Origin of the sequence: Allostella sp. (assembly GCF_041913585.1) — a bacterium.
In the GTDB taxonomy this organism is placed as follows: Bacteria; Pseudomonadota; Alphaproteobacteria; order ATCC43930; family Allostellaceae; genus Allostella.
On record NZ_JAYSFE010000055.1, the window covers coordinates 1 to 20,036 of the forward strand.

Annotated in this window: 19 protein-coding genes; 15 read left to right on the plus strand and 4 right to left on the minus strand. The window is 72.6% G+C overall.

All coding sequences use genetic code 11. The features are described from left to right. The first annotated feature begins 31 nt into the window (after window positions 1-31). Genes ACE3Q3_RS12230 through ACE3Q3_RS12250 form a run of 5 tightly spaced genes read left to right on the plus strand, consistent with a single transcriptional unit; the run spans window position 32 to window position 6,253 of the window. Window positions 32-1,321, plus strand: a complete 1,290-nt coding sequence (locus ACE3Q3_RS12230; RefSeq protein WP_374446383.1) for an alkaline phosphatase family protein — start codon at window positions 32-34, stop codon at window positions 1,319-1,321. Between the two features lie 18 nt (window positions 1,322-1,339). Next, window positions 1,340-2,884: an ABC transporter substrate-binding protein gene (locus ACE3Q3_RS12235; protein ID WP_374446386.1), complete on the plus strand. Its 1,545-nt coding sequence runs from the start codon at window positions 1,340-1,342 to the stop codon at window positions 2,882-2,884. Continuing rightward, window positions 2,881-3,744 (plus strand): ABC transporter permease, encoded by an 864-nt coding sequence (locus tag ACE3Q3_RS12240; protein WP_374446389.1) that lies wholly within the window; start codon window positions 2,881-2,883, stop codon window positions 3,742-3,744. The genes ACE3Q3_RS12235 and ACE3Q3_RS12240 overlap by 4 nt, the downstream gene beginning before the upstream one ends. Then, a complete protein-coding gene (locus ACE3Q3_RS12245; protein WP_374446392.1) occupies window positions 3,741-4,652 on the plus strand; it encodes an ABC transporter permease in 912 nt (303 codons plus the stop codon). Before ACE3Q3_RS12240 ends, ACE3Q3_RS12245 begins: the two co-directional genes overlap by 4 nt. Beyond that, window positions 4,649-6,253, plus strand: coding sequence for a dipeptide ABC transporter ATP-binding protein (locus tag ACE3Q3_RS12250; RefSeq protein ID WP_374446396.1), 1,605 nt, complete (start codon window positions 4,649-4,651; stop codon window positions 6,251-6,253). Before ACE3Q3_RS12245 ends, ACE3Q3_RS12250 begins: the two co-directional genes overlap by 4 nt. Before the next feature lie 10 nt (window positions 6,254-6,263). Here the strand turns inward: ACE3Q3_RS12250 and ACE3Q3_RS12255 are convergent, their stop codons facing one another. Next, window positions 6,264-6,491, minus strand: a complete 228-nt coding sequence (locus tag ACE3Q3_RS12255) for a TraR/DksA family transcriptional regulator (RefSeq protein WP_374446399.1) — start codon at window positions 6,489-6,491, stop codon at window positions 6,264-6,266. A 128-nt stretch (window positions 6,492-6,619) separates the two neighbouring features. Here ACE3Q3_RS12255 and ACE3Q3_RS12260 point away from each other — a divergent pair, with 128 nt between their 5' ends. Next, a complete protein-coding gene (locus ACE3Q3_RS12260) occupies window positions 6,620-7,114 on the plus strand; it encodes a DUF2165 family protein (RefSeq protein ID WP_374446402.1) in 495 nt (164 codons plus the stop codon). A gap of 76 nt (window positions 7,115-7,190) precedes the next feature. After that, entirely contained in the window at window positions 7,191-8,684 is a 1,494-nt protein-coding gene (tcuA, locus tag ACE3Q3_RS12265) for an FAD-dependent tricarballylate dehydrogenase TcuA (protein WP_374446405.1), read from the plus strand. 13 nt (window positions 8,685-8,697) lie between these two features. On the opposite strand, the gene ACE3Q3_RS12270 is transcribed toward tcuA, so the two are convergent. The 3 genes from ACE3Q3_RS12270 to ACE3Q3_RS12280 form a co-directional block, all read right to left on the minus strand. Continuing rightward, the gene (locus ACE3Q3_RS12270; protein WP_374446408.1) at window positions 8,698-9,207 is read right to left on the minus strand and encodes a GNAT family N-acetyltransferase; all 510 of its coding nucleotides are present in this window, start codon (window positions 9,205-9,207) and stop codon (window positions 8,698-8,700) included. 4 nt (window positions 9,208-9,211) lie between these two features. Then, the gene (locus ACE3Q3_RS12275; RefSeq protein ID WP_374446411.1) at window positions 9,212-9,511 is read right to left on the minus strand and encodes a DUF1778 domain-containing protein; all 300 of its coding nucleotides are present in this window, start codon (window positions 9,509-9,511) and stop codon (window positions 9,212-9,214) included. An 81-nt stretch (window positions 9,512-9,592) separates the two neighbouring features. Beyond that, window positions 9,593-11,203, minus strand: a complete 1,611-nt coding sequence (locus ACE3Q3_RS12280) for a GMC family oxidoreductase (RefSeq protein WP_374446414.1) — start codon at window positions 11,201-11,203, stop codon at window positions 9,593-9,595. Window positions 11,204-11,314: 111 nt separating this feature from the next. Between ACE3Q3_RS12280 and ACE3Q3_RS12285 the strand changes: the two genes are divergently transcribed. The 8 genes from ACE3Q3_RS12285 (at window position 11,315) to ACE3Q3_RS12320 (ending at window position 20,007) form a co-directional block, all read left to right on the plus strand. Further along, on the plus strand, window positions 11,315-12,205 hold the full coding sequence (locus ACE3Q3_RS12285; protein ID WP_374446417.1) for an aldose 1-epimerase family protein: 891 nt from the start codon (window positions 11,315-11,317) through the stop codon (window positions 12,203-12,205). Next, the gene (locus ACE3Q3_RS12290) at window positions 12,181-13,077 is read left to right on the plus strand and encodes an SMP-30/gluconolactonase/LRE family protein (protein WP_374446420.1); all 897 of its coding nucleotides are present in this window, start codon (window positions 12,181-12,183) and stop codon (window positions 13,075-13,077) included. The genes ACE3Q3_RS12285 and ACE3Q3_RS12290 overlap by 25 nt, the downstream gene beginning before the upstream one ends. Beyond that, window positions 13,077-13,748, plus strand: a complete 672-nt coding sequence (locus ACE3Q3_RS12295; RefSeq protein WP_374446423.1) for an SDR family oxidoreductase — start codon at window positions 13,077-13,079, stop codon at window positions 13,746-13,748. Before ACE3Q3_RS12290 ends, ACE3Q3_RS12295 begins: the two co-directional genes overlap by 1 nt. A 29-nt stretch (window positions 13,749-13,777) precedes the next feature. Next, entirely contained in the window at window positions 13,778-14,806 is a 1,029-nt protein-coding gene (locus tag ACE3Q3_RS12300) for a Gfo/Idh/MocA family protein (protein WP_374446426.1), read from the plus strand. A 103-nt stretch (window positions 14,807-14,909) separates the two neighbouring features. Next, window positions 14,910-16,484: an ABC transporter substrate-binding protein gene (locus tag ACE3Q3_RS12305; RefSeq protein WP_374446429.1), complete on the plus strand. Its 1,575-nt coding sequence runs from the start codon at window positions 14,910-14,912 to the stop codon at window positions 16,482-16,484. A gap of 76 nt (window positions 16,485-16,560) precedes the next feature. Continuing rightward, complete coding sequence (locus tag ACE3Q3_RS12310; RefSeq protein WP_374446432.1) at window positions 16,561-17,541, plus strand: ABC transporter permease; 981 nt, start codon at window positions 16,561-16,563, stop codon at window positions 17,539-17,541. Window positions 17,542-17,551: 10 nt separating this feature from the next. Then, on the plus strand, window positions 17,552-18,385 hold the full coding sequence (locus ACE3Q3_RS12315) for an ABC transporter permease (RefSeq protein WP_374446434.1): 834 nt from the start codon (window positions 17,552-17,554) through the stop codon (window positions 18,383-18,385). Continuing rightward, window positions 18,382-20,007 carry an ABC transporter ATP-binding protein gene (locus ACE3Q3_RS12320; RefSeq protein WP_374446436.1) on the plus strand — a complete coding sequence of 542 codons (1,626 nt, stop codon included), beginning with the start codon at window positions 18,382-18,384 and terminating at the stop codon, window positions 20,005-20,007. Before ACE3Q3_RS12315 ends, ACE3Q3_RS12320 begins: the two co-directional genes overlap by 4 nt. Window positions 20,008-20,036 lie beyond the last annotated feature (29 nt).

The window sequence follows — 20,036 nt, forward strand, 5'->3', positions numbered from 1 at the left end:
GGCTATGGCTCCCGCCCGGGAAGGGAGCCCCATGGCCCGACGTGCCGTCCTCGTCGTCTGCGACAGCCTGCGCCGCGATCTCATCACCCCGGACGTCGCCCCCGTGCTCGCCGGGCTGATGGCGGACGCCTGCTCCTTCCGCGCCTTCCGCGGCGTCTTCCCCTCGACGACGCGCACCAGTTCGGCGTCGATCGCGACCGGCTGCCTGCCCGGCACGCACGGGCTGCTCGGCAACACCATGGCGCTCGACGAGGGCGGGGGGCTGGTCTGCCGTTCGGTCGGCGATCCCGACTTCCGCGACCGGATGCGGCGGGCCACCGGCGGCACGCTCCGGGTGCCGACCCTGGCGCAGCGCCTCGCCGACCGCGGCGGCGCCGTCATCCTGTCGAACGTCTCCCCCGGCGCCGCCTATTTCCACGATCCCGACGGCTGGGGCTGGGTCTACCACCGCGCCGGCTCCTACGGCCCGGGCCTGGTGCCGGAGACGGGCGAGCGCCATCTCGCGATCCGCATCGGCGCCGAGGGCGACCGGACGATGACCCGGCGCTTCTGCGGCGAGGTGCTGCGCGAGCGGCGCCCGGCGGTGGCGACCCTGTGGCTGTCCGAGCCCGACCACACCGGCCACGGCGAGCCGCTGGGCTCGCCCGCCCACCGCGCCGCCATCCGCGCCGCCGACGACCGGGTCGGCGAGGTGCTCGCCACCGTCGCCGATCTGGAGCGGGAGGGCGACGACGTGCTCTTCGTGGCCTGCTCCGACCATGGAATGGAGACGACCCGGCGCACCGTCGATGCGACCGGCCGGCTGGTCGCGGCCGGCCTGAAGGCGGCGCCCGACAGCAGCGAACTCGTGCTCGCGCCCAACGGCACCGGCGCCGTGCTCTACGCCGCGCCCGAGGCGCGCGAGCGGCGCGACGCGATCCGGCGGTTCCTCGAGGGCGAGGACTGGGTGGGCCGGGTCTTCGACGGGCCGGAGCTCGCCAGCCTCGGCCTGCCGGTCGACGGCGCCGTGCTGATGGCGCTGACGACCCGGGCCGACCGCTCGCCCAATGCCCACGGCGTACCCGGCCATGCCGACATCGTCGCCGATCCCGAGAGCAGCAAGAGCTACGACGGGTTCGGCCAGCATGGCGGCCTCGGCATCCACGAGCAGAGCCCGTTCCTGGTGGTGCGGGGCGGCGGCTTCGCCGCGGCGCGCGCGACCGCCATCCCCGCCTCGCTCATCGACATCGCCCCGACGGTGCTGCGCCACCTCGGCCTTGCGGCCGACGGCATGGACGGCCGGCCGCTGCCGATGGAGCCCCCGCCCATGACTTCCGCCTGACCACCCCGGAGAGGACCGATGCGCCGCTTCCCGATCACCCGACGCGCCCTGTTCGCCGGCGTCGTCCTCGCCGCCGCCGGCCTCGGCCTGCCGGCCGTCGCCGACGAACCGCCCCAGCGCGGCGGCACGCTCAGGATCGCGGTGCTCGGCCTCGACACCGCCGATCCCCATCGCCACACCGGCAGCATCGCCGTCCAGCAGGTCTTCGTCGAGACGCTGACCAGCATCGCCGACGACGGCACCGTCAAGCCGTTCCTGGCCGAGCGGTACTCGGTCTCGGCCGACGGCAAGGTCTACGAGTTCCGGATCCGCCAGGGCGTCCGCTTCCACAACGGTCGCGAACTGACGGCCGCGGACGTCAAGGCGAACTTCGAGCGCGTGCGCGACACGGTCAAGCGCGGCTGGCTCACCAGCGCGATGAAGCTCGTGGCGGCGCTGGACGCGCCCGACGCCTACACCTTCCGCGTCACCCTCTCCGAGCCCTACGCGCCGTTCCTCAACCTCCTGTCGGAGCTCTGGATCGTCGCCCCGGAATCGCCCGGCTGGGCCGGCACCATCACCCGGCCGATCGCGACCGGCCCCTTCGTCTTCGGCGAGTGGCAGCCCAAGGTCCGCTTCCGGGCGCCGGCGCACAGGCAGTACTGGATGGCCGGCAAGCCCTACCTCGATGCCGTCGAGTTCGACCTCCGCGACGTCGACGACAACAGCCTGGCGCTGCGGGCGGGCGACCTGCACGTCGCCCGCGTCCCGCACGACAAGGCGGCCCAGCTCCAGGCCGAGGGCAAGGTCGGCGTCCAGCACCTCAAGGACACGACCTGGTACTTCTGGTCCTTCAACAACCGCAAGCCGCGGCCGCCCTTCGACGATCCGCGCGTCCGCCAGGCCGTCACCCACATGCTCGACAAGCCGGCCTACATGCGCTTCATCGCCGGCGCTGCCGGCATCGTCACCAACCAGATGGCGGCCCCCGGAAACTTCTTCTGGGACAAGGCGATGCACGAGGCCGACCGGCACGCGAAGCCCGATCCGGAAAAGGCGGCCGCCCTGCTGCGCGAAGCCGGCGTCGATCCCGCCGCCCACACCGTGCGCATCGTCTCCTGGCAGGATTCCTACACCCAGATCGTCGTCCAGGCGCTGCGTCGCCTCGGCTTCCAGGTCGACCACCAGGCCCTCGACGACGTCGGCGCGCAGCGCCGGCTCGGGCAGTACGACTGGGACATCGCGCCGATGTCGTCGGGGCCGCGGGCCGACATCTTCCTGCGCTTCGTGCGGCTGACCAGCGACGGGCCCAATCCCGTGCTCTGGGGCGGTGTCCAGGACCCGGAGTTCGACCGGCTGGTTGCCCAGGCCGTCGCCTCGCCGCGGCCGGACGACGTCCGCCGCCACTATCTCGCCGCCTGGCAGCGGGCGCTCGACCGCTACTACACCGTCGTCGTCGGCCATTCCGCCAACGCCATCGGCGTCCGGCCGGAAGTCCACGGCTATCGCACCGGCTTCACCTGGGGCCAGCACGCGGTCGACGGCGGCGTCGCCTTCACCTGGCTCGCCGGAAAGCGCTCGTGACCGCGGTCGCGGCCGGGGCCGGCTCCGGCCCCGTCCGCCGCCGGCCGGCCGGCCGGGTCGCGATGATCGCGGCCGGGGTCGCGCTGCTCGCCCTCGTGGGGTACGGGCCGGACCTGGTCCCGGTCGATCCGCTGGCGCAGGCGCTGGAACTGCGCAATGCCGGCCCTTCGGCGGCCCACCCCCTGGGCGTCGACCCGCTCGGGCGCGACATGCTGGCCCGGCTTGCCGAGGGCACCCGCCTCAGCCTCGCGATCGCGCTCGCCGGGTCGATGCTGGCGCTTGTCCTCGGGGCCGGCATCGGCCTCGCCGCCGCGGCCGGCGGCGGGCCGGTCCGCTGGTTCCTGCTGGCGATCGTCGACCTCGTCCGCACGATGCCGGGGGTGCTGCTGGCGCTCGTCCTCATGGTGGCGCTGGGCAGCGGCGCGCTGCCCGTCGTCCTGGCGCTCGGCATCGCCCATGCGCCGGTCTTCGCGCTCGTCGCCGCCGCCACCTACGACCGCGAGACGGGCGCGGGCTACGTCCAGGCGGCCCGCGTCCTCGGCGCCGGCCGCGCCGCGGTGCTGGCGCGCCACGTCCTGCCGAACGTGGCCGGCGCCCTGGTGACGCAGACGGCGCTGGTGGTGCCGCGCGCCATCACCACCGAATCGGTCCTGAGCTTCCTCGGCGTCGGCGTCGCGCCCGAGACCCCGACCTGGGGGCGGATGATCGCCGACGGCGTGCCCTACATCGAGACGGCGCCGCACGCGGCGCTGGTGCCGGTGGCGGCGCTGTCGCTCGTCACCATCGCCGCGGTCCTCGCCGGCGGCCGGGTGCGGGCCGCCCTCGACCCGCTGCGCGACCGTCCCGAGGCCGGACGGTGAGGCGCGTCCTCCTGATCCTGGCGCGCCAGGTGCTGCTCGTCGCCGCGATCACCGTCGCCGTGTTCCTGCTGGTGCGCGTCGTGCCGGGCGACGTCGTCGACATCCTCGCGTCGGAGGGCGCGCTCGACGCCGAGGCGGTCGCCGATCTCCGTCGCGAGATGGGCCTCGACCTCGCCTGGCCCGAGCAGTTCCGCCTCTGGATCGCGCGGGCCGCCGGCGGCGACCTCGGCCTGTCGCTGCGCTTCGAGACCCCGGTCGCCGACATGATCGCCCTTGCCGTGCCGCACACGCTGGCGCTGGCGGCCGGCGCCCTGGCGATCGGGCTGGTGCTCGGCATCGCGCTGGCGGTGGCGGCGACGCTGTGGCCGCGCTCGCCCGCCGCCTGGATGCTCGAGGCGGTCAACGTCTGGTCGGTCGCGGTGCCGACCTTCTGCGTCGGAGTGGCGGCGATCCTCGTCTTCTCGGTCTGGCTCGGCTGGCTGCCGGCGCTCGGCCAGACGCTGCTGCCGGCCCTCATCATCGGCATCGACATCGCCGGGCAGGTCGTGAAGCCGCTGCACGAGGAGCTGAAGGAGACGATGGCCGCACCCCATGTCCGCACCGCCCGCGCCAAGGGACTGGGCCCGGCGCGGATCCTGGTGCGCCACGTCCTGCCCGGCTCGCTCACCGTCGCCATCGCGCTGGGCGGCATCATCCTCGCCGGCCTCATCGGCGGCACCATCACGGTCGAGGTGCTGTTCGGCCTGCCGGGGATCGGCACGCTGGCGCTCGACGCCATCCGCGGCCGCGACTACCCGCTCGTCCAGGCGGTGATCCTGGTGCTGGCGGTGGCGGTGGTGCTGGTCAACGGCCTCACCGACCTGCTGCAGCGTCTGGTCGACCCGCGACCGCGGACCGACCTCGCATGACGGCCTCCGCCGGGGCGCGGCCCGTGCTCGAGGTCGAGGACCTGGCGGTCCGCTTCGGCGACGGGCCACCTGCCGTCGGCGGCGTTTCGTTCGCGCTGGCGGCCGGCGAGGCGCTCGGCATCGTCGGCGAATCGGGCAGCGGCAAGTCGGCGACGATGCTGGCGATCGCCGGCCTGCTGCCGCGCTCGGCCCGGATCGAGGGGCGGCTGCGGCTCGGCGCGACCGACCTGGTCGGGCTCGACGAGCGCGGCTGGCGGCCGCTCCGCGGACGCCGCGTCGCCATCGTCTTCCAGGAGGCAATGGCCGCCCTCAACCCGCTGATGACCGCCGGCTCGCAGATCATCGAGGCGATCCGCGCCCATGCGCCGGACCCGGCCGCCGCCGCGCGCGAGCGGGCCCTGGGACTCCTGGCCGAGGTCGGCCTTCCCGACCCGGACCGCGTCGCCGCCAGCCGCCCGTGGCAGCTCTCCGGCGGCCAGCAGCAGCGCGTCCTGATCGCGATGGCGCTGGCCTGCGATCCCGAACTGCTGATCGCCGACGAGCCGACCACCGCCCTCGACACCACCGTCCAGGCGCAGATCCTGGCGCTCCTCCACGACCTGCGCCGGCGCCGGCGGATGGCGCTGCTCTTCGTCTCGCACGATCTCGGGGTGGTGGCCGCGGTCGCCGACCGCGTCCTCGTCATGCAAGGGGGGCGGGTCGTCGAGAGCGGCCCGGTTGCACGGCTGTTCCAGGCGCCGGAGCACCCCTACACGCGCCGGCTCGTCGCCCGCCACGCCCCCAGCGTGCGCCCCGACCCGCCGGCCGCCGCAGCGCCGCCCGCGATCGCCGCCGAGGGGCTGTCGGTGCGCTATGCCCGGCCCGGCGGCGGCCACCACGCCGCGCTCGACGGCGTCTCGTTCGCGCTGGCGCCCGGCCGCGTCCTCGGGATCGTCGGCGAATCGGGCTCGGGCAAGAGCACGCTGGCGCGCGCGCTCGTCGGCCTCGTCCGGCCGAGCGCCGGCCAGGTCCGGGTCTTCGGCCGCGATCCGGCGGCGGGCGGCGACCGCCGCGCCTTCGCCCGCCGCTGCCAGATGGTGTTCCAGGATTCGGGCGGCAGCCTCAATCCCCGACTGCCGGTGGCGCGGCTGCTCGCGGAGCCCTTCCGCATCCACGGCCTGTGCCCGACGGCGGACATCCGCGCCCGCTCGCTGGCGCTGCTGGCGGAGGTCGGCCTGCCGGCCGACCTGATGGACCGCCATCCGCACCGCATCTCGGGCGGTCAGCGCCAGCGGGTGGCGATCGCCCGCGCGCTGGCGGTCGCCCCCGACCTCCTGGTGTGCGACGAGATCCTGTCGGCGCTCGATGCCGCGACCCAGGCGCAGGTCCTGGACCTGATCGCCGCCATCGCCCGTGCCCGCGGGCTGACCATCGTCTTCGTCAGCCACGACCTCGAGGTGGTGGCCGGGATCGCGGACGAGGTGCTGGTGCTGCACCATGGCCGGGTCGTCGAGCACGGGCCGGTGCGGCAGGTGCTGACGGCACCGGCCGATGCCCACACCGCGGCCCTGGTGGCGGCGATGCCGGGCCGGCCGGGCGCGGCCGCGCCTCGGGTGGCGTAGCGGCCTGTCCTCACCCGTCCTCGCGCCGCGCCGCCCCGGCGCAGGCGATGCAGTAGGCGGTGGTCGGCTCGTGATCGAGGCGGGTGGCGGCGATCTGCTCGCCGCAGATGGCGCACCAGCCATATTCGCCGGTCTCGATCCGGGCCAGCGCGGCGTCGATCCGGCGCAGCATCGAGCGCCGGCGGCGTGCCGCCGCCTCGGGCGTGCGCCCGTGCCCGCCCTCGTCGCTGGTCGCCATCGCCCGCGCCCTCCATCGGTTGCCCGACCAGCAGACCACATCGCGGGCGATTGGCAAATGCCGCTTTCGGCGATCATTCTGATGCCGTCGGCGCGAGCGAAGGCCGGCAGAACCACGAGGACATCCCCATGACGGCGCTCCGCCTGTCGCGCATCGCCCTGGTCGCCACGGTGGCCCTGTTCTTCTCGCTGGTCGGCCTCGGCAACGTCGTCGACTACGGCAGCAACTTCGCCTTCGTCCAGCATGTGCTGACGATGGACACGACCTTCCGCGCGCCCGCCCTGATGGGCCGTGCGATCACCGATCCGACGCTGCACCACGCCGCCTACGTCCTCATCATCGCCTGGGAGATCTTGACCGCGCTGCTGCTCTGGTTCGGCGCCGCCCGGCTCTGGGCCGCCCGCGCCGCGCCGCGCCGCGCCTACCTGGCGGCCCGCGGCCCGGCGATCCTCGGGCTGACGGCCGGCTTCCTGCTTTATGGCGCCGGCTTCATCGCGATCGGCGGCGAATGGTTCGCGATGTGGCAGTCGCCGACCTGGAACGGCCAGCGGGCGGCGGCGATCTTCCTGCTGCTGATCGGCGTGGCGCTCCTCCATCTCTGCGGGCCGGAGGAGGAGGAATGAGGCGGCTTGGCAAGGAGGGCGATCCGCCGTAAGCCGGTCGGAGGCGGAAACGAACGAGTACCCGGGAGAGGGACGGATGCTGCCCGAGACGGTCGATGTGGTGGTGATCGGCGCCGGCAATGCGGCGATGTGCGCGGCGCTCGCGGCGCGCGAGCACGGGGCTTCGGTCCTGGTGCTGGAGCGCGCGCCCGAGGCGGAGCGCGGCGGCAACACGCGGTTCACCGCGGGCGCCATCCGCTGCGTCTATGACGGCGTCGACGACCTCAAGGCGCTGATGCCGGACCTCACCAACGAGGAGATCGCCAACACCGACTTCGGCACCTACACCGCCGAAAAGTTCCATGACGACATGGGGCGGGTGACCGAGTACCGCGCCAATCCCGACCTCGTCGAACTGCTGGTCGACCGCTCGCGGCCGACCTTGCGCTGGATGCGGGCCAAGGGCGTGCGCTTCGCCCCGATCTGGGGGCGGCAGGCCTTCAAGGTCGACGGCCGGTTCAAGTTCTGGGGCGGCCTCACCGTCGAGGCATGGGGCGGCGGCCCCGGCCTCGTCGAGGCGCTGTTCGCCGCCGCCGCGCGCGAGGGGATCGCGGTCGCCTACGAGGCGCGTGCGGTGTCGCTGGTCGCCGGCGACGACGGCGTCACCGGCGTCCGCGTGCGTCAGGGCGGCCGCACCCGGGAGGTGCGGGCGAAGTCGGTGGTGATCGCGGCCGGCGGCTTCGAGGCCAATTCGGAGATGCGCACCCGCTATCTCGGGCCCGGCTGGGACCTCGCCAAGGTCCGCGGCAGCCGCTTCAACACCGGCGACGGCATCCGCATGGCGCTCGACGTCGGCGCCATGCCCTACGGCAACTGGTCCGGCTGCCATGCCGTCGGCTGGGACCGCAACGCGCCCGAGTTCGGCGACCTCGCGGTCGGCGACGGGTTCCAGAAGCACAGCTACCCCTTCTCGATCATGCTCAACGCCAACGGCGAGCGCTTCGTCGACGAGGGGGCGGACTTCCGCAACTACACCTACGCCAAGTACGGCCGGGTGATCCTGAACCAGCCCAACCAGTTCGCCTGGCAGATCTTCGACCGCAAGACCCGGCACCTCTTGCGCGACGAGTACCGCATCCGCCAGGTGACCAAGGTCCAGGCCGACACCCTGGAGGATCTCGTCCGCAAGCTCGACGACGTCGATCCGGTGCGGGCCTTGCGGACCATCCTCGCCTACAACGCCGCGGTGCGCACCGACATCCCCTTCGACCCCAACGTCAAGGATGGGCGCTGCACGGAAGGCCTGCTGGTGCCGAAGTCGAACTGGGCCAACACCATCGACGAGCCGCCCTTCGAGGCCTATGCCGTGACCTGCGGCATCACCTTCACCTTCGGTGGGCTCAAGGTCGACGGCGAGGGCCGGGTGATCGACACCGAGGGCCAGCCGATCCCCGGTCTCTTCGCCGCCGGCGAACTGGTCGGCGGGCTCTTCTACTTCAACTATCCGGGCGGCACCGGCCTGATGTCGGGCGCCGTCTTCGGCAAGATCGCGGGCACCGGCGCGGGGCGGCGAGCGGCCGGGACGGGCTGATCCCGGCGCACCGCTACGCCTCGGCCTCCGCCAGCGACGCGGCGATCGCCGCGATCGAGCGGTACAGAATGAGCGGATCGCCGCGAGAGGGCAGGAATCCGCGGCGCATCCAGAAGGCGGCCGCCCCGGCATCGACCGCGTTGACCATGAGGGCGCGGCCGCGGACTAGGCCGGCGGCCCGGACACAGCGCTGAAGCGCATGCTTGAGCAGGCCGGTGCCGATCCCGCGTCCCGCCCAGCCGAGGTCCGTCGCGAGCTGTCCGAGGAGGAGGCAGGGGACCGGGTCGGGTGGCTGGCCGGTCCGGATGGAGCGGGGCAGCGCACCCGGCACGACCGCCGTCGGCGCCAGACCATAGTAGCCAAGGACGCGCCCGGCCTCGTGGACGACCAGGACTGCCGTGAAGCCCTTCTCCTGATTGGACAGCGCCCGCGTCTTCAGCCAATGGTCGAGGCTGGGCTTGCCGCAGGCAAACCGCGACACGTCGTGGGCGACGGTCAGCGGCTCCGGCCCGGCCAGCGGCATCGAGTCAACGCTTCGGGGTGTAGCCGGGCTCCCATGGCGCGGGGCGCTTCGCCAGCTCGACGATCTCCGGCACCGCCGTCGCAGGTTCCGACAAGGCGGCCAGGAAATCCGCGAAGCCCTCGCTGCTCATGCGGATCAGCCGGTTCTCCATCAGCACGTCTTCCGCTGCCCGGACCGCCGCCTCCCGGACGAAGTCGGTACGCGAGCGGCCACGCAGGTCGGCAGCCCGGTCGATGATCGCGATGTCCTCTTCCGGCAGGCGCATCGAGATCGGATGTTCCTTGCGTTTCGCGTTCGCGGGCATGCGGACCTCCGGAACGGAAGGTGGTTGATTGTAGTGCGGAATGCAATACGTCATTGCTTCGAGGCTGCCGGAGGCAGCCGATCAAGCCGCCACCCGCGCCTTCGCGTCCTGGCCGATCATGTCGGCGCCCTTCTCGGCGATCATGATCGTCGGCGCGTTGGTGTTGCCCGAGATCAGCGTCGGCATGATCGAGGCGTCGATCACCCTGAGGCCGGCGACGCCATGCACCCGGAGCCGGTCGTCGACGACCGCCATCGGGTCGTGGCCCATCTTGCAGGTGCCGATCGGGTGATAGACGGTCTGGCCGTTGATGCGGGCGAAATGCAGCCATTCCTCGTCCGTCTGCACGGACGGGCCGGGCGTCATCTCGAAGGCGCGATAGCGGTCCATCGCCTGCTGCTCGACGATGCGGCGGGCGATCTTCATGCCGTCGACGACGCATTGCCGGTCGACCGCCTCGGCCAGGAAGTTCGGGCGGATCGCCGGCGGTGCCAGCGGGTCGGCCGACTTGAGGTGGATCGAGCCGCGCGATTCCGGCCGAAGCTGGCAGACGACGATCGTCATCCCGGGCTCGCGGTCGAGCTTGCGCACCGCCGCCGAGGCGTAGCTCGCGTGGGCGAAATGGTACTGGACGTCGGGCCCTTCGAGTTCGGGCCGGGTCTTGACGAAGCCGGCGATGATCCCGGCCGGCAGGGTCAGGATGCCGCGGCCGCCCATGTAGTAGCGGGCGAGCTCGCGCAGAAAGGCGAGCCCCCGCGTCTGCTCGTTCAGGGTCACCGGCAGCTTCACCCGCCAGTTCATCCGCGGCGCATAGTGGTCGCGGTAGTTCTCGCCGACCCCCGGCAGCGCGTGGCGCACCTCGATGCCGAAGCCCTGCAGCAGTTCGGGCCGGCCGATGCCGGAAAGCTCGAGGAGCTGGGGCGACTGCACCGCGCCGGCGGCCAGGATCACCTCGCCCCGGGCGCGCGCGGTCTTTCGCTCGCCGCCCTGGGCGTACTCGATGCCGACCGCGCGCCGGCCCTCCAGCAGCACGCGCGTCGTCTGCGCCTCGGTCTCGACATGCAGGTTCGGACGCCCGCGCGCCGGATCGAGGAAGGCGCGCGCCGTCGACCAGCGGCGGCCGTTGCGCTGCGTCACCTGGAAGTAGGCGAAGCCTTCCTGGTCGCCGCTGTTGTAGTCGCGGTTGCGCGGGTAGCCCGCCTCGACCGCGGCGTCGATGAAGGCGTCGAGGATCTCGTGCCGCTCCGGCACCTCGTAGACGTTGAGCGGGCCGCCGGCGCCGCGAATGTCGCTGGCGCCGCCGGCGAAGTTCTCGGACTTGCGGAAGTAGGGCAGCACCGACTCGTAGGACCAGCCGCGGCAGCCGAGCTGGGACCAGGTGTCGTAGTCGAGCGGCTGGCCGCGGACATAGACCATGCCGTTGATCGAGCTGGAGCCGCCCAGCGTCTTGCCGCGCGGGATGGCGATCGAGCGGCCCTCGACATTGGCCTCGGGCTCGGTCGCGAAGCACCAGTTGTAGGTCTTGTCGCTGATGAGCTTCATGAAGCCGGCCGGGATCGGGATCCAGAAGCTGTCGTCCTTGCGGCCGGCCTCCAGCAGCAGCACGCGGTTGCCGGGATCCTCGCTTAGCCGGTTGGCGAGCACGCAGCCGGCCGAGCCGGCGCCGACGATGATGTAGTCCCAGTCCGCCACCTGCGTTCCTCCATGGGCCTCGGGCCGGCCGCCTCTCCGCGGGCGTGGATCGGTCCCGATCGCTCGCCGGAGGGTAGCGAAGCGGCGCGGGCGCGGGCAATGCTGTCGCCGATGTCCGAACCCGATCCTGTCCCGCTTTCCACCGGACGCGCCCGTGCGCTCGTTGCCCGCCGCGGAGCGGAGCCCGTCGCCTGGAGCGTCGGCGGCGTGCCGCTCCTGTGGACGGCCGATGCCGCCTGGTGGGGGCGGACGGCGCCGGTGCTCTTCCCGGTCGTCGGCTGGTCGCAGGGCGGCCATGTCCGGGTCGACGGCATCCGGCGCCCGATGCCGGTGCATGGCTTCGCCCCGGCGGCCGAGTTCCGCGTCGTCGGGCGCGCGACGGACCGCGTCCGCCTGGAACTGACGGACGGGGCGGAGACGCGCGACGTCTACCCCTTCGGATTCCGGCTGACCGTCGACTGGCGCCTCCGGCCGGACCGTCTCGCCGTCGTGCTCACGGTCGCCAATCCGGGCGACCGGCCGCTGCCCTATGCGGTCGGGCTGCATCCCGGATTCCGCTGGCCGCTCGCCGGCGCGCCGCGCGCGGGCCATCGCGTCCGCTTCGAGCGGCCGGAGCGGGCCGAGGTGCCGGTGATTGCGCCGGGCGGGCTGTTCTCTGCCCGCCGCCGGCCGGTGCCGATCGATGCCGAGGGCGTCCTCGCGCTCGACGACGCCCTCTTCGCCGGCGATGCGCTGTGCTTCCTCGACACGGCGAGCCGCCGGGTCCGCTTCGAGAACGGCCGCGGCCAGGCGATCCTCGTCGACCAGCCCGACTTCCCGCACGTCGCGCTGTGGAGCCGGCCGGGGGCGCCCTTCCTCTCGGTCGAGAGCTGGACCGGCCATGGCGACCCGGAGGGTTTCGCGGGCGAACTGGCGGAACGGCCGTCGATCCGGCTTCTCGCGCCCGGCGCCAGGGTGCATCATCGCGCCCGCTGGCTGTGGGAAGAAGGGAGCGGCCCCTGACCTCCGTCTCGATCGCGTGCGACCTCGTCGACATCCTGGGCGAGGGGCCGATGTGGAACACGGCCGACCATCGTCTCTACTGGGTCGACGCCTTCGCTCCCGCCATCCGCCGCCTCGACCCGGCAACCGGCCGGGTCAAGAGCTTCCCGATGCCGGCCGACATCGGGTCCTTCGTCTTCGCCCGCGACGGCACCCTGGTCGGCGGCATGCGCACCGGCTTCAACCGCATCGACCTCGAGCGCGGGACCGTCGCGCCGATCGTCGACCCGGTGGCGCGCGACCCGCGCCTGATGCTGAACGACGGCAAGTGCGACCGCCGCGGTCGCTACTGGTGCGGCAGCGTCCACTCGGATTTCATCGGCCGCCAGGCCGAGCTGTTCCGCCTCGACGCCGACCTCACCTGCCGGCGGATGGACGGCGGCTTCACCGTCGGCAACGGCATCGCCTTCGCGCCCGACGACCGGCGGATGTATTTCTCCGACACGCGCGCCGACACGGTCTGGGTCTACGATTTCGACATCGAGACGGGCGCGATCTCCAACCGGCGCCTCTTCCTGTCGACGGTCGGCCTCGGGGGGCGGGTCGACGGCGCCACCGTCGACCGCGACGGCAACTACTGGTGCGCGCTCATCCACGGCGCCGCCGTCGCCTGCTTCTCGCCGGCGGGACAGCTGATCGAGCGCATCGCCGTGCCGGCGAAGCAGCCGACCATGTGCACCTTCGGCGGCCCGGACCTCGATATCCTCTTCGTCACCTCGGCGACGAAGATGCTGGCGCCGGAGGAGCGGCCGCGCTGGCCCGATGCCGGCAAGCTCGTGCGCATCGACGGGCTCGGCGCCCGCGGCCTGCCCGAGCCCTTCTTCGCCGGCTGATGGGCACCGTCCTCGTCACCGGCTGCGACCGCGGCCTCGGCCGCGAGTTCGCGGTCCAGTACGCCGATGCCGGCTACGACGTCGTCGCCACCTACCACGACCTCGCCGAGCGCCTGCCGGACCGCGCGGGCATGCGGCACCGCGCCCTCGACGTGACCGACCTCGGCGCCTTCGACCGGCTGGCCGAAGAACTGGCCGGCGAGCCGCTCGACATCCTCGTCTCCAACGCCGGGATCGGCCGCGACGTGCGCCGCCTCGGCGAGATCGACTATGCCTACGTCCAGCGGATGCTGGCGGTGAACACGATCGGGCCCTTGAAGCTGGTCGAGACCTTCCGGCGCAACCTCGCCGCGGGGCGCGAGCGGCGACTGCTCATCGTCACCAGCGCCATGGGCGCGATCGGCGCCAACCTGTCCGGCGGCCACTACGGCTACCGCGCCAGCAAGGCCGGCCTCAACGCCATCGGCCGCAGCCTGGCGATCGACCTATTCGGCGACGGCATCACCGTCGCGCTGCTGCATCCGGGCTGGGTGCGCACGGCGGGCGGCAGCGACGACGCACCCCTGACCGCGACCGAGAGCGTGGCGGCGATGCGGGACTTCGTGCGCCGGCTGGGCAACCACCAGACCGGGGGATTCTACACCTATGCGGGGCACCCTCTGCCCTGGTGAGGAGCGGCCCTGGTGAGGAGAGGCGGTCGATGACGGGCGAACGGACGCGGGTGGCGATGGGCGGCTTCGGCGCCTGGGGGCAGATGCATGCGCGCGCGATCGGCGCCATCGACGGCGCCGAGATCGCCGCCATCTTCTGCCATGGCGAGCGGTCCGAGAAGGCAGCGGCCGAACTCTTCCCCGGGGTGCCGCGCTACCGCGACTACGAGGCGATGCTGGCGGCCGGCGGCTTCGACGTCGTCTCGGTCACCGCCCCCAACCATGTCCATTCCCGCTTCGCCGTCGCCGCGCTGGAGGCGGGCGCGCACGTCTTCCTCGAGAAGCCGATGGGCCTGACGCTGGCCGAATGCGACGCGGTGATCGCCGCCGCCCGCAGGACCGGGCGCCAGGTGACGCTCGACCACGAACTGCGCGTCTCCGGCCAGTGGGGGGCGATCCGCGAGGTCGTCGCCAGGGGCGAGGTCGGGCGTGTCCGCTACCAGAACTTCACCCTCTTCCGGCACCCCTTCCGGCCCGGGTCCGGCGGCTGGCGCCACGATCCCGAGCGGGTCGGCTCCTGGATCCTGGAGGAGATGGTGCATTTCTACGACCTCGTCCTCTGGTATGCGCGGGAGAACGGGCTGCCGGCCCAGGTCCGCGCCTTCGGCGAGCCGGCGGGCGAGGGGCTCGTCGCCAACTTCGGCACCCTGCTGGAATGGGGCGACGGCTCGACCGCCTTCCTGACCCAGACGCTGGCCGGGTTCGAGCACCACACGATGCTGGAGCTGGCGGGAACGGACGGTGCGGTCCGCACCTGGTGGTCGGGCGCGGTCGCGCGCACCCTGACGCCCGAGTACGAGCTCAAGGTGCTGCGGCGCGGCCGGACCGAGGCGGAGACGGTGGCGATCCCGAAATCGGGCGAGGTCTTCGAGCTCGAGGAGAACCTGCGCCGCGCCTTCGTCGCCTTCCGCGAGAACCGCTCGCCCCTGCCGCCCGAGGAGGCGAAGCAGTCGATCGCCGTCTGCCTCGCGGCCGAGGAGGCGCATGCCAGCGGCCGGCCGGTGGTTCCGGAATTCTGAGGCCGCGATCGGCCTAGGCCCTTGCGGGGGCGGCGGATCGCGCTGCACCATCGTCGCCGATCGGGAGGTCCACTCCCGGCGGCAATCGGATCGGGGGTCGGGCATGTCAGGGATCTGGAAGTCCATCGCGTTCGCCGCCGGCATGGCGCTGGCGGCCGTCCCGGCCGCGGCGCAGGCGCCGCAGAAGGGCGGCATCCTCAATTCCACCCTGTGGCCGGAGCCGCCGGGGATCGTCATCGGCGTCAACATCAACGCGCCGACGCTCCTGCCGGCGACCAAGATGTTCGAAGGCCTGATGACCTACGACTTCAACCTGGCACCGATCCCGGTGCTGGCGGAGTCGTGGCAGGTGGCGCCCGACGGGCTGACCTACACCTTCAAGTTGCGGCAGAACGTCAAGTGGCACGACGGCAAGCCGTTCACCGCCGAGGACGTCGTCTTCTCCTTCAATGAGTTCATGCCGCAGGTGCATTCGCGCTCGAAGCCGACCTTCGAGCGGGTCAAGACCGTGGCAGTCGACCCGCACACGGTGCGGCTGGAGCTGAAGGAGCCCTACGCGCCGCTGATCCGCAGCTTCGACACCCTCAGCGCGCCGATCATGCCGGCGCACCTCTACAAGGGCACCGACTTCCGGGCCAACCCGATCAACCAGACGCCGGTCGGCACCGGCCCCTTCAAGTTCAAGGAATGGAAGAAGGGGGAGTACATCCACCTCGTCCGCAACGACAGCTACTGGCAGGCGGGCAAGCCGCACCTCGACGCGATCTACTACCGCTTCATCCCCGACAGCGCGTCGCGCGCGCTGGCGCTGGAGACGGGCCAGGTGCAGCTCGCGGCCCAGACCGACATCGAGTTCGTCGACGTCGCCCGCCTCGGCAAGATCCCGGGCCTCGTCGTCACCACCAAGGGCTGGGAATGGAACTCGACCATCTCCTGGATCGAGCTCAACAATCGCCGCAAGCCGTTCGACGATCCGCGCTTCCGCCGTGCCATCCTGCACGCGCTCGACCGCGAGTTCATCCGCACCAACATCTTCTTCGGCCTCGCCAAGGTGGCGACCGGGCCGCTCCATTCCAGCTCGCCCTTCTACGACCCGAACGTGCCGCTCTACCCGTTCGACACGGCGAAGGCGACGGCGCTGCTCGACGAGATGGGCCTGAAGCCGGACGGCAGCGGCGTGCGCGCCCGCGTCAAGCTCCTGGGCCTGCCCTATGGCGAGCTGTGGAACCGGCTGTCGGAATACATTCGCCAGGCGCTGGGCAAGGTCGGCATCCAGGTGACGCTGGAGAGTAGCGACGTCGCCGGCTGGGGCAACCGCTTCGCCAACTGGGACTACGACATGACGACGACGTTCCTGTCGATGCTGGCGGACCCGGCACTCGGCGTGTCGCGGACCTACCTCACCTCCAACATCCGCAAGGGCGTGCTCTTCACCAACACCTCGGGCTACTCGAACCCCGAGGTCGACGCGCTCTTCGCCAAGGCGGCCGGCAGCACCGACGAGGGCCAGCGCAAGCAGCTCTATTCGCAGATCCAGAAGATCGTCGCCGGCGAGGCGCCGATCGCCTGGCTGGTCGAGATCCAGTGGCCGACCATCCATTCGGCCAAGCTGCGCGACGCCATCATCAACGGCTTCGGCCCGAACGACAGCTTCGCCGACGCTTGGCTGGCGAAGTGACGGCACGGGGCCGCAGGTCCGGCGATCGGACCTGCGGCCCCGCCATCCTCCGCCAGCGGACGGCCGGCTCCAACCCATGCGCATCCTGGTCTTCCTCGCCGGCTGGCTGGTCAAGGCGGCGCTGATCCTGCTCGCCATCGTCGTGCTCAACTTCTGTCTGGTGCGGTTGGCGCCGGGCGACGTGGCGACGGTGCTGGCGGGCGAGTCCGGCGCCGCCGACCCGGAGTTCCTCGCCCGCACCCGGGCCGAGTTCGGGCTCGACCGGCCGTTGCCGGCGCAGCTCGCGACCTATGTCGGCAACGTCCTGTCCCTCGACCTCGGCGTCAGCTACCGCACCCGCCGCCCGGTCGCCGACATGGTGCTGGAGCGGCTGCCGGCGACCCTGCTGCTGACGGGCGCCGCCTTCCTCTTCGCCCTCGTCGTCGGCCCGGCGCTCGGCGTGCTGGCGGCCGTCCGGGCGAGACGGCCGGCCGACAGTATCGTCACCGTGGCGGCGCTGGTCTTCTACGCGATGCCGATCTTCTGGGTCGGGCTGCTCTTCATCCTCTTCTTCTCGGTCACGCTCGGCTGGCTGCCGCCCTTCGGGATGCGCAGCCTGATCCCGCCGTCGGGCGATCTCGCGCGCGCCATCGACGTCGCCCGCCACCTCGTCCTGCCGGCGTTGACGCTGGGGCTCTTCTACGTCGCCATCTACGCCCGCCTCACCCGCGGCGCGATGCTGGAGACGGCGGGCCTCGACTACGTCAAGACCGCCCGCGCCAAGGGGCTGCCGGAATGGCGGGTGGTGACGGCGCACATCCTGCGCAACGCCATGCTGCCGATCATCACCTTCGCCGGCCTCCAGGCCGGGCACCTCGTCGGCGGCGCCATCGTCGCCGAGACGGTGTTCGCCTGGCCCGGCATCGGGCGGCTCGCCTTCGACGCGCTGCTGCAGCGCGACTACAACCTGCTGCTGGCGGTTTTCCTCGCCTCGGCGGTGGCGGTCGTCCTCTTCAACTTCGTCACCGACCTGCTGCTGCGGATCGCCGACCCGCGGATCGGGTCCGGCGGCAGATGAGCGCCCGGCGATGAGCTTCTGGCAGAGCTTCCTGCGCAACCGCGGGGCCGTCCTCGGGCTGGCGGTGCTGGCGGCGGTGCTGCTGCTCGCCCTCTCGGCGCCCTTTCTCTTCCCCTTCGACCCGTGGGACACGCGGGGGGCACCGCTGCAGCCGCCGGGCGAGGGCTTCGCGCTGGGCAGCGACATGCTGGGCCGCGACGTGCTCGCCGGCATCTTCCACGGCGCCCGCGTCTCGCTCTTCATCGGCGTCGTCTCCACCGTCTTCGCGGTCGCGATCGGCGTCGTGGTCGGGGCGCTCGCGGGATATTTCGGCGGCGCCGTCGACGACGTCGCGATGCGCTTCACCGAGTTCTTCCAGACCATCCCGAGCTTCGTCCTGGCCGTCCTGCTGGTGGCGATCCTGACGCCGGGCCTCGCCTCGATCGTCATCGCCATCGCGGTCGTCACCTGGCCGCCGGTCGCCCGCCTCGCCCGCTCGGAGTTCCTGGCGCTGCGCCATCGCGAGTTCGTCGAGGCGGCCGTTCTCTCCGGGGTCTCGCACCTGCGCATCATCTTCGGCGAGGTGCTGCCGAACGCGCTGACGCCGATCGTCATCATGGCCTCGCTGATGGTGGCGACGGCGATCCTGACCGAATCGGCGCTCAGCTTCCTCGGCCTCGGCGACCCCAACCGCATCAGTTGGGGCTATATGATCGGGGCGGCGCGCGCCGTCTTCCGCCAGGCATGGTGGCTCTCGGTCTTCCCGGGCCTCGCCATCTTCGTGACGGTGCTGGCGATCAACCTGGTCGGCGAGGGGCTGAACGACGCCCTCAACCCGCACCTGCGCCGGCGGACCGGCCCGTGACCGACCCGGCGCCGCTGCTGGCGATCGCGGGGCTGCGCGTCGCGCTCCCGGCGGGCGCCGACCGTGCCCACGCGGTCGACGGCATCACCCTCGACGTCCGGCCGAACGAGGTGCTCTGCGTCGTCGGCGAGAGCGGCTCGGGCAAGTCGCTGACCGCGCACGCCGTGATGGGCCTCGTGCCGAAGGGCCTCGCCGTCTCCGGCTCGATCCGCTTCGAGGGGCGGGAGCTTCTCGGCATGGCCGAGGCCGAGCGCCGGCGGCTGCGCGGCAGCCGCATGGCGATGATCTTCCAGGAGCCGATGGCGGCCCTCAACCCGGTGATGCGCATCGGCGACCAGATCGCCGAGGTCTTCCGCTTCCACGGCCGGCCCGACCGCGACGGCAGCCGCACGCTGGCGCTCCTGGAGGCGGTCGGCCTGCCCGACCCGGCGCTGATCCGCCACGCGCGGCCCTTCCAGCTCTCCGGCGGCCAGCGGCAGCGGGCGATGATCGCGATGGCGCTCGCCCTCGACCCGGTGCTGCTCATCGCCGACGAACCGACGACGGCGCTCGACGTGACGACCCAGGCGCAGATCCTGGAGTTGCTGCGCGCGATCCAGGCCGCCCGCGCGATGGCGGTCATGCTCATCACCCACGACATCGGCGTCGTCCGGGAGATGGCGGACCGGGTCGCCGTCATGCAGGAAGGGCGGGTGGTCGAGTCCGGCGACGCGGCCGACGTGCTCGACCGGCCCCGGCACCCCTACACGCAGCGCCTCCTGGCCGCGGTGCCGCGCCTCGCGCCCAGGCCCGACCGCACGGCCGAACTGGGCGAGACGGTGCTGGAGGGCAGGGGGCTCGCCAAGACCTATGCCGGCCGCGCCGGCCTCTTCCGGCCGGGCCGCCGGGTGGCGGCGGTCGGCGGCGTCGACCTGTCGCTCCGGCGCGGCGAGGCGCTCGGCATCGTCGGCGAGAGCGGGTCGGGCAAGTCGACGCTGGCCCGCCTCGTCGTCCGGCTCGTCGAGGCCGATGCCGGCACGCTGACGCTGGCGGGGGTCGACGGCAACCTGCTGACGCTCCGCGGCCGGCGCCTCGGCCCGGTCCGGCGGCGGGTGCAGATGGTCTTCCAGGACCCCTGGGGTTCGCTCAACCCGCGCCGCCGGGTCCACGAGATCGTCGCCCAGGGGCTGCTGGCCCACGGCATCGACCGGCGGCGGGCCCGCGCCCGGGTCGACGAACTGCTGGCGCTGGTGGCGCTCGACCCGTCGGCGGCCGAGCGCTTTCCCAACGAATTCTCCGGCGGCCAGCGCCAGCGCATCGGGCTCGCGCGCGCATTGGCGCTGGAGCCTGAGGTGCTGGTGGCGGACGAGCCGGTGTCGGCGCTCGACGTCTCGGTCCAGGCGCAGGTCCTCGACCTCATCGCCGACATCCAGCGCAAGCTGCGCCTCGCCGTCCTCTTCATCACCCACGACCTTCGCGTCGCCAGCCAGGTCTGCGACCGCATCGCCGTCATGCGCCGCGGCGAGGTGGTGGAGGCCGGCCCCAGCGCCGAGGTGCTGTTCCGGCCGCGCCACGAATACACCCGCCTCTTGCTCGCCTCGGTTCCGGGCCGCGCGGCGGGCGAGGAGGTCGCCTCGGCCTGAGGGGCGGCAGCATGCTAGGCTGGCCACTC

Coding starts and splice junctions, on each gene's coding strand:
- ACE3Q3_RS12300 (WP_374446426.1), top strand. CDS start 13,778: ATGACGGGCGAACGGACGCGGGTGGCGATGGGCGGCTTCGGCGCCTGG.
- ACE3Q3_RS12235 (WP_374446386.1), top strand. CDS start 1,340: ATGCGCCGCTTCCCGATCACCCGACGCGCCCTGTTCGCCGGCGTCGTC.
- ACE3Q3_RS12250 (WP_374446396.1), top strand. CDS start 4,649: ATGACGGCCTCCGCCGGGGCGCGGCCCGTGCTCGAGGTCGAGGACCTG.
- ACE3Q3_RS12255 (WP_374446399.1), bottom strand. CDS start 6,491: ATGGCGACCAGCGACGAGGGCGGGCACGGGCGCACGCCCGAGGCGGCG.
- ACE3Q3_RS12270 (WP_374446408.1), bottom strand. CDS start 9,207: ATGCCGCTGGCCGGGCCGGAGCCGCTGACCGTCGCCCACGACGTGTCG.
- ACE3Q3_RS12260 (WP_374446402.1), top strand. CDS start 6,620: ATGACGGCGCTCCGCCTGTCGCGCATCGCCCTGGTCGCCACGGTGGCC.
- ACE3Q3_RS12305 (WP_374446429.1), top strand. CDS start 14,910: ATGTCAGGGATCTGGAAGTCCATCGCGTTCGCCGCCGGCATGGCGCTG.
- ACE3Q3_RS12230 (WP_374446383.1), top strand. CDS start 32: ATGGCCCGACGTGCCGTCCTCGTCGTCTGCGACAGCCTGCGCCGCGAT.
- tcuA (WP_374446405.1), top strand. CDS start 7,191: ATGCTGCCCGAGACGGTCGATGTGGTGGTGATCGGCGCCGGCAATGCG.
- ACE3Q3_RS12275 (WP_374446411.1), bottom strand. CDS start 9,511: ATGCCCGCGAACGCGAAACGCAAGGAACATCCGATCTCGATGCGCCTG.
- ACE3Q3_RS12310 (WP_374446432.1), top strand. CDS start 16,561: ATGCGCATCCTGGTCTTCCTCGCCGGCTGGCTGGTCAAGGCGGCGCTG.
- ACE3Q3_RS12285 (WP_374446417.1), top strand. CDS start 11,315: ATGTCCGAACCCGATCCTGTCCCGCTTTCCACCGGACGCGCCCGTGCG.
- ACE3Q3_RS12315 (WP_374446434.1), top strand. CDS start 17,552: ATGAGCTTCTGGCAGAGCTTCCTGCGCAACCGCGGGGCCGTCCTCGGG.
- ACE3Q3_RS12295 (WP_374446423.1), top strand. CDS start 13,077: ATGGGCACCGTCCTCGTCACCGGCTGCGACCGCGGCCTCGGCCGCGAG.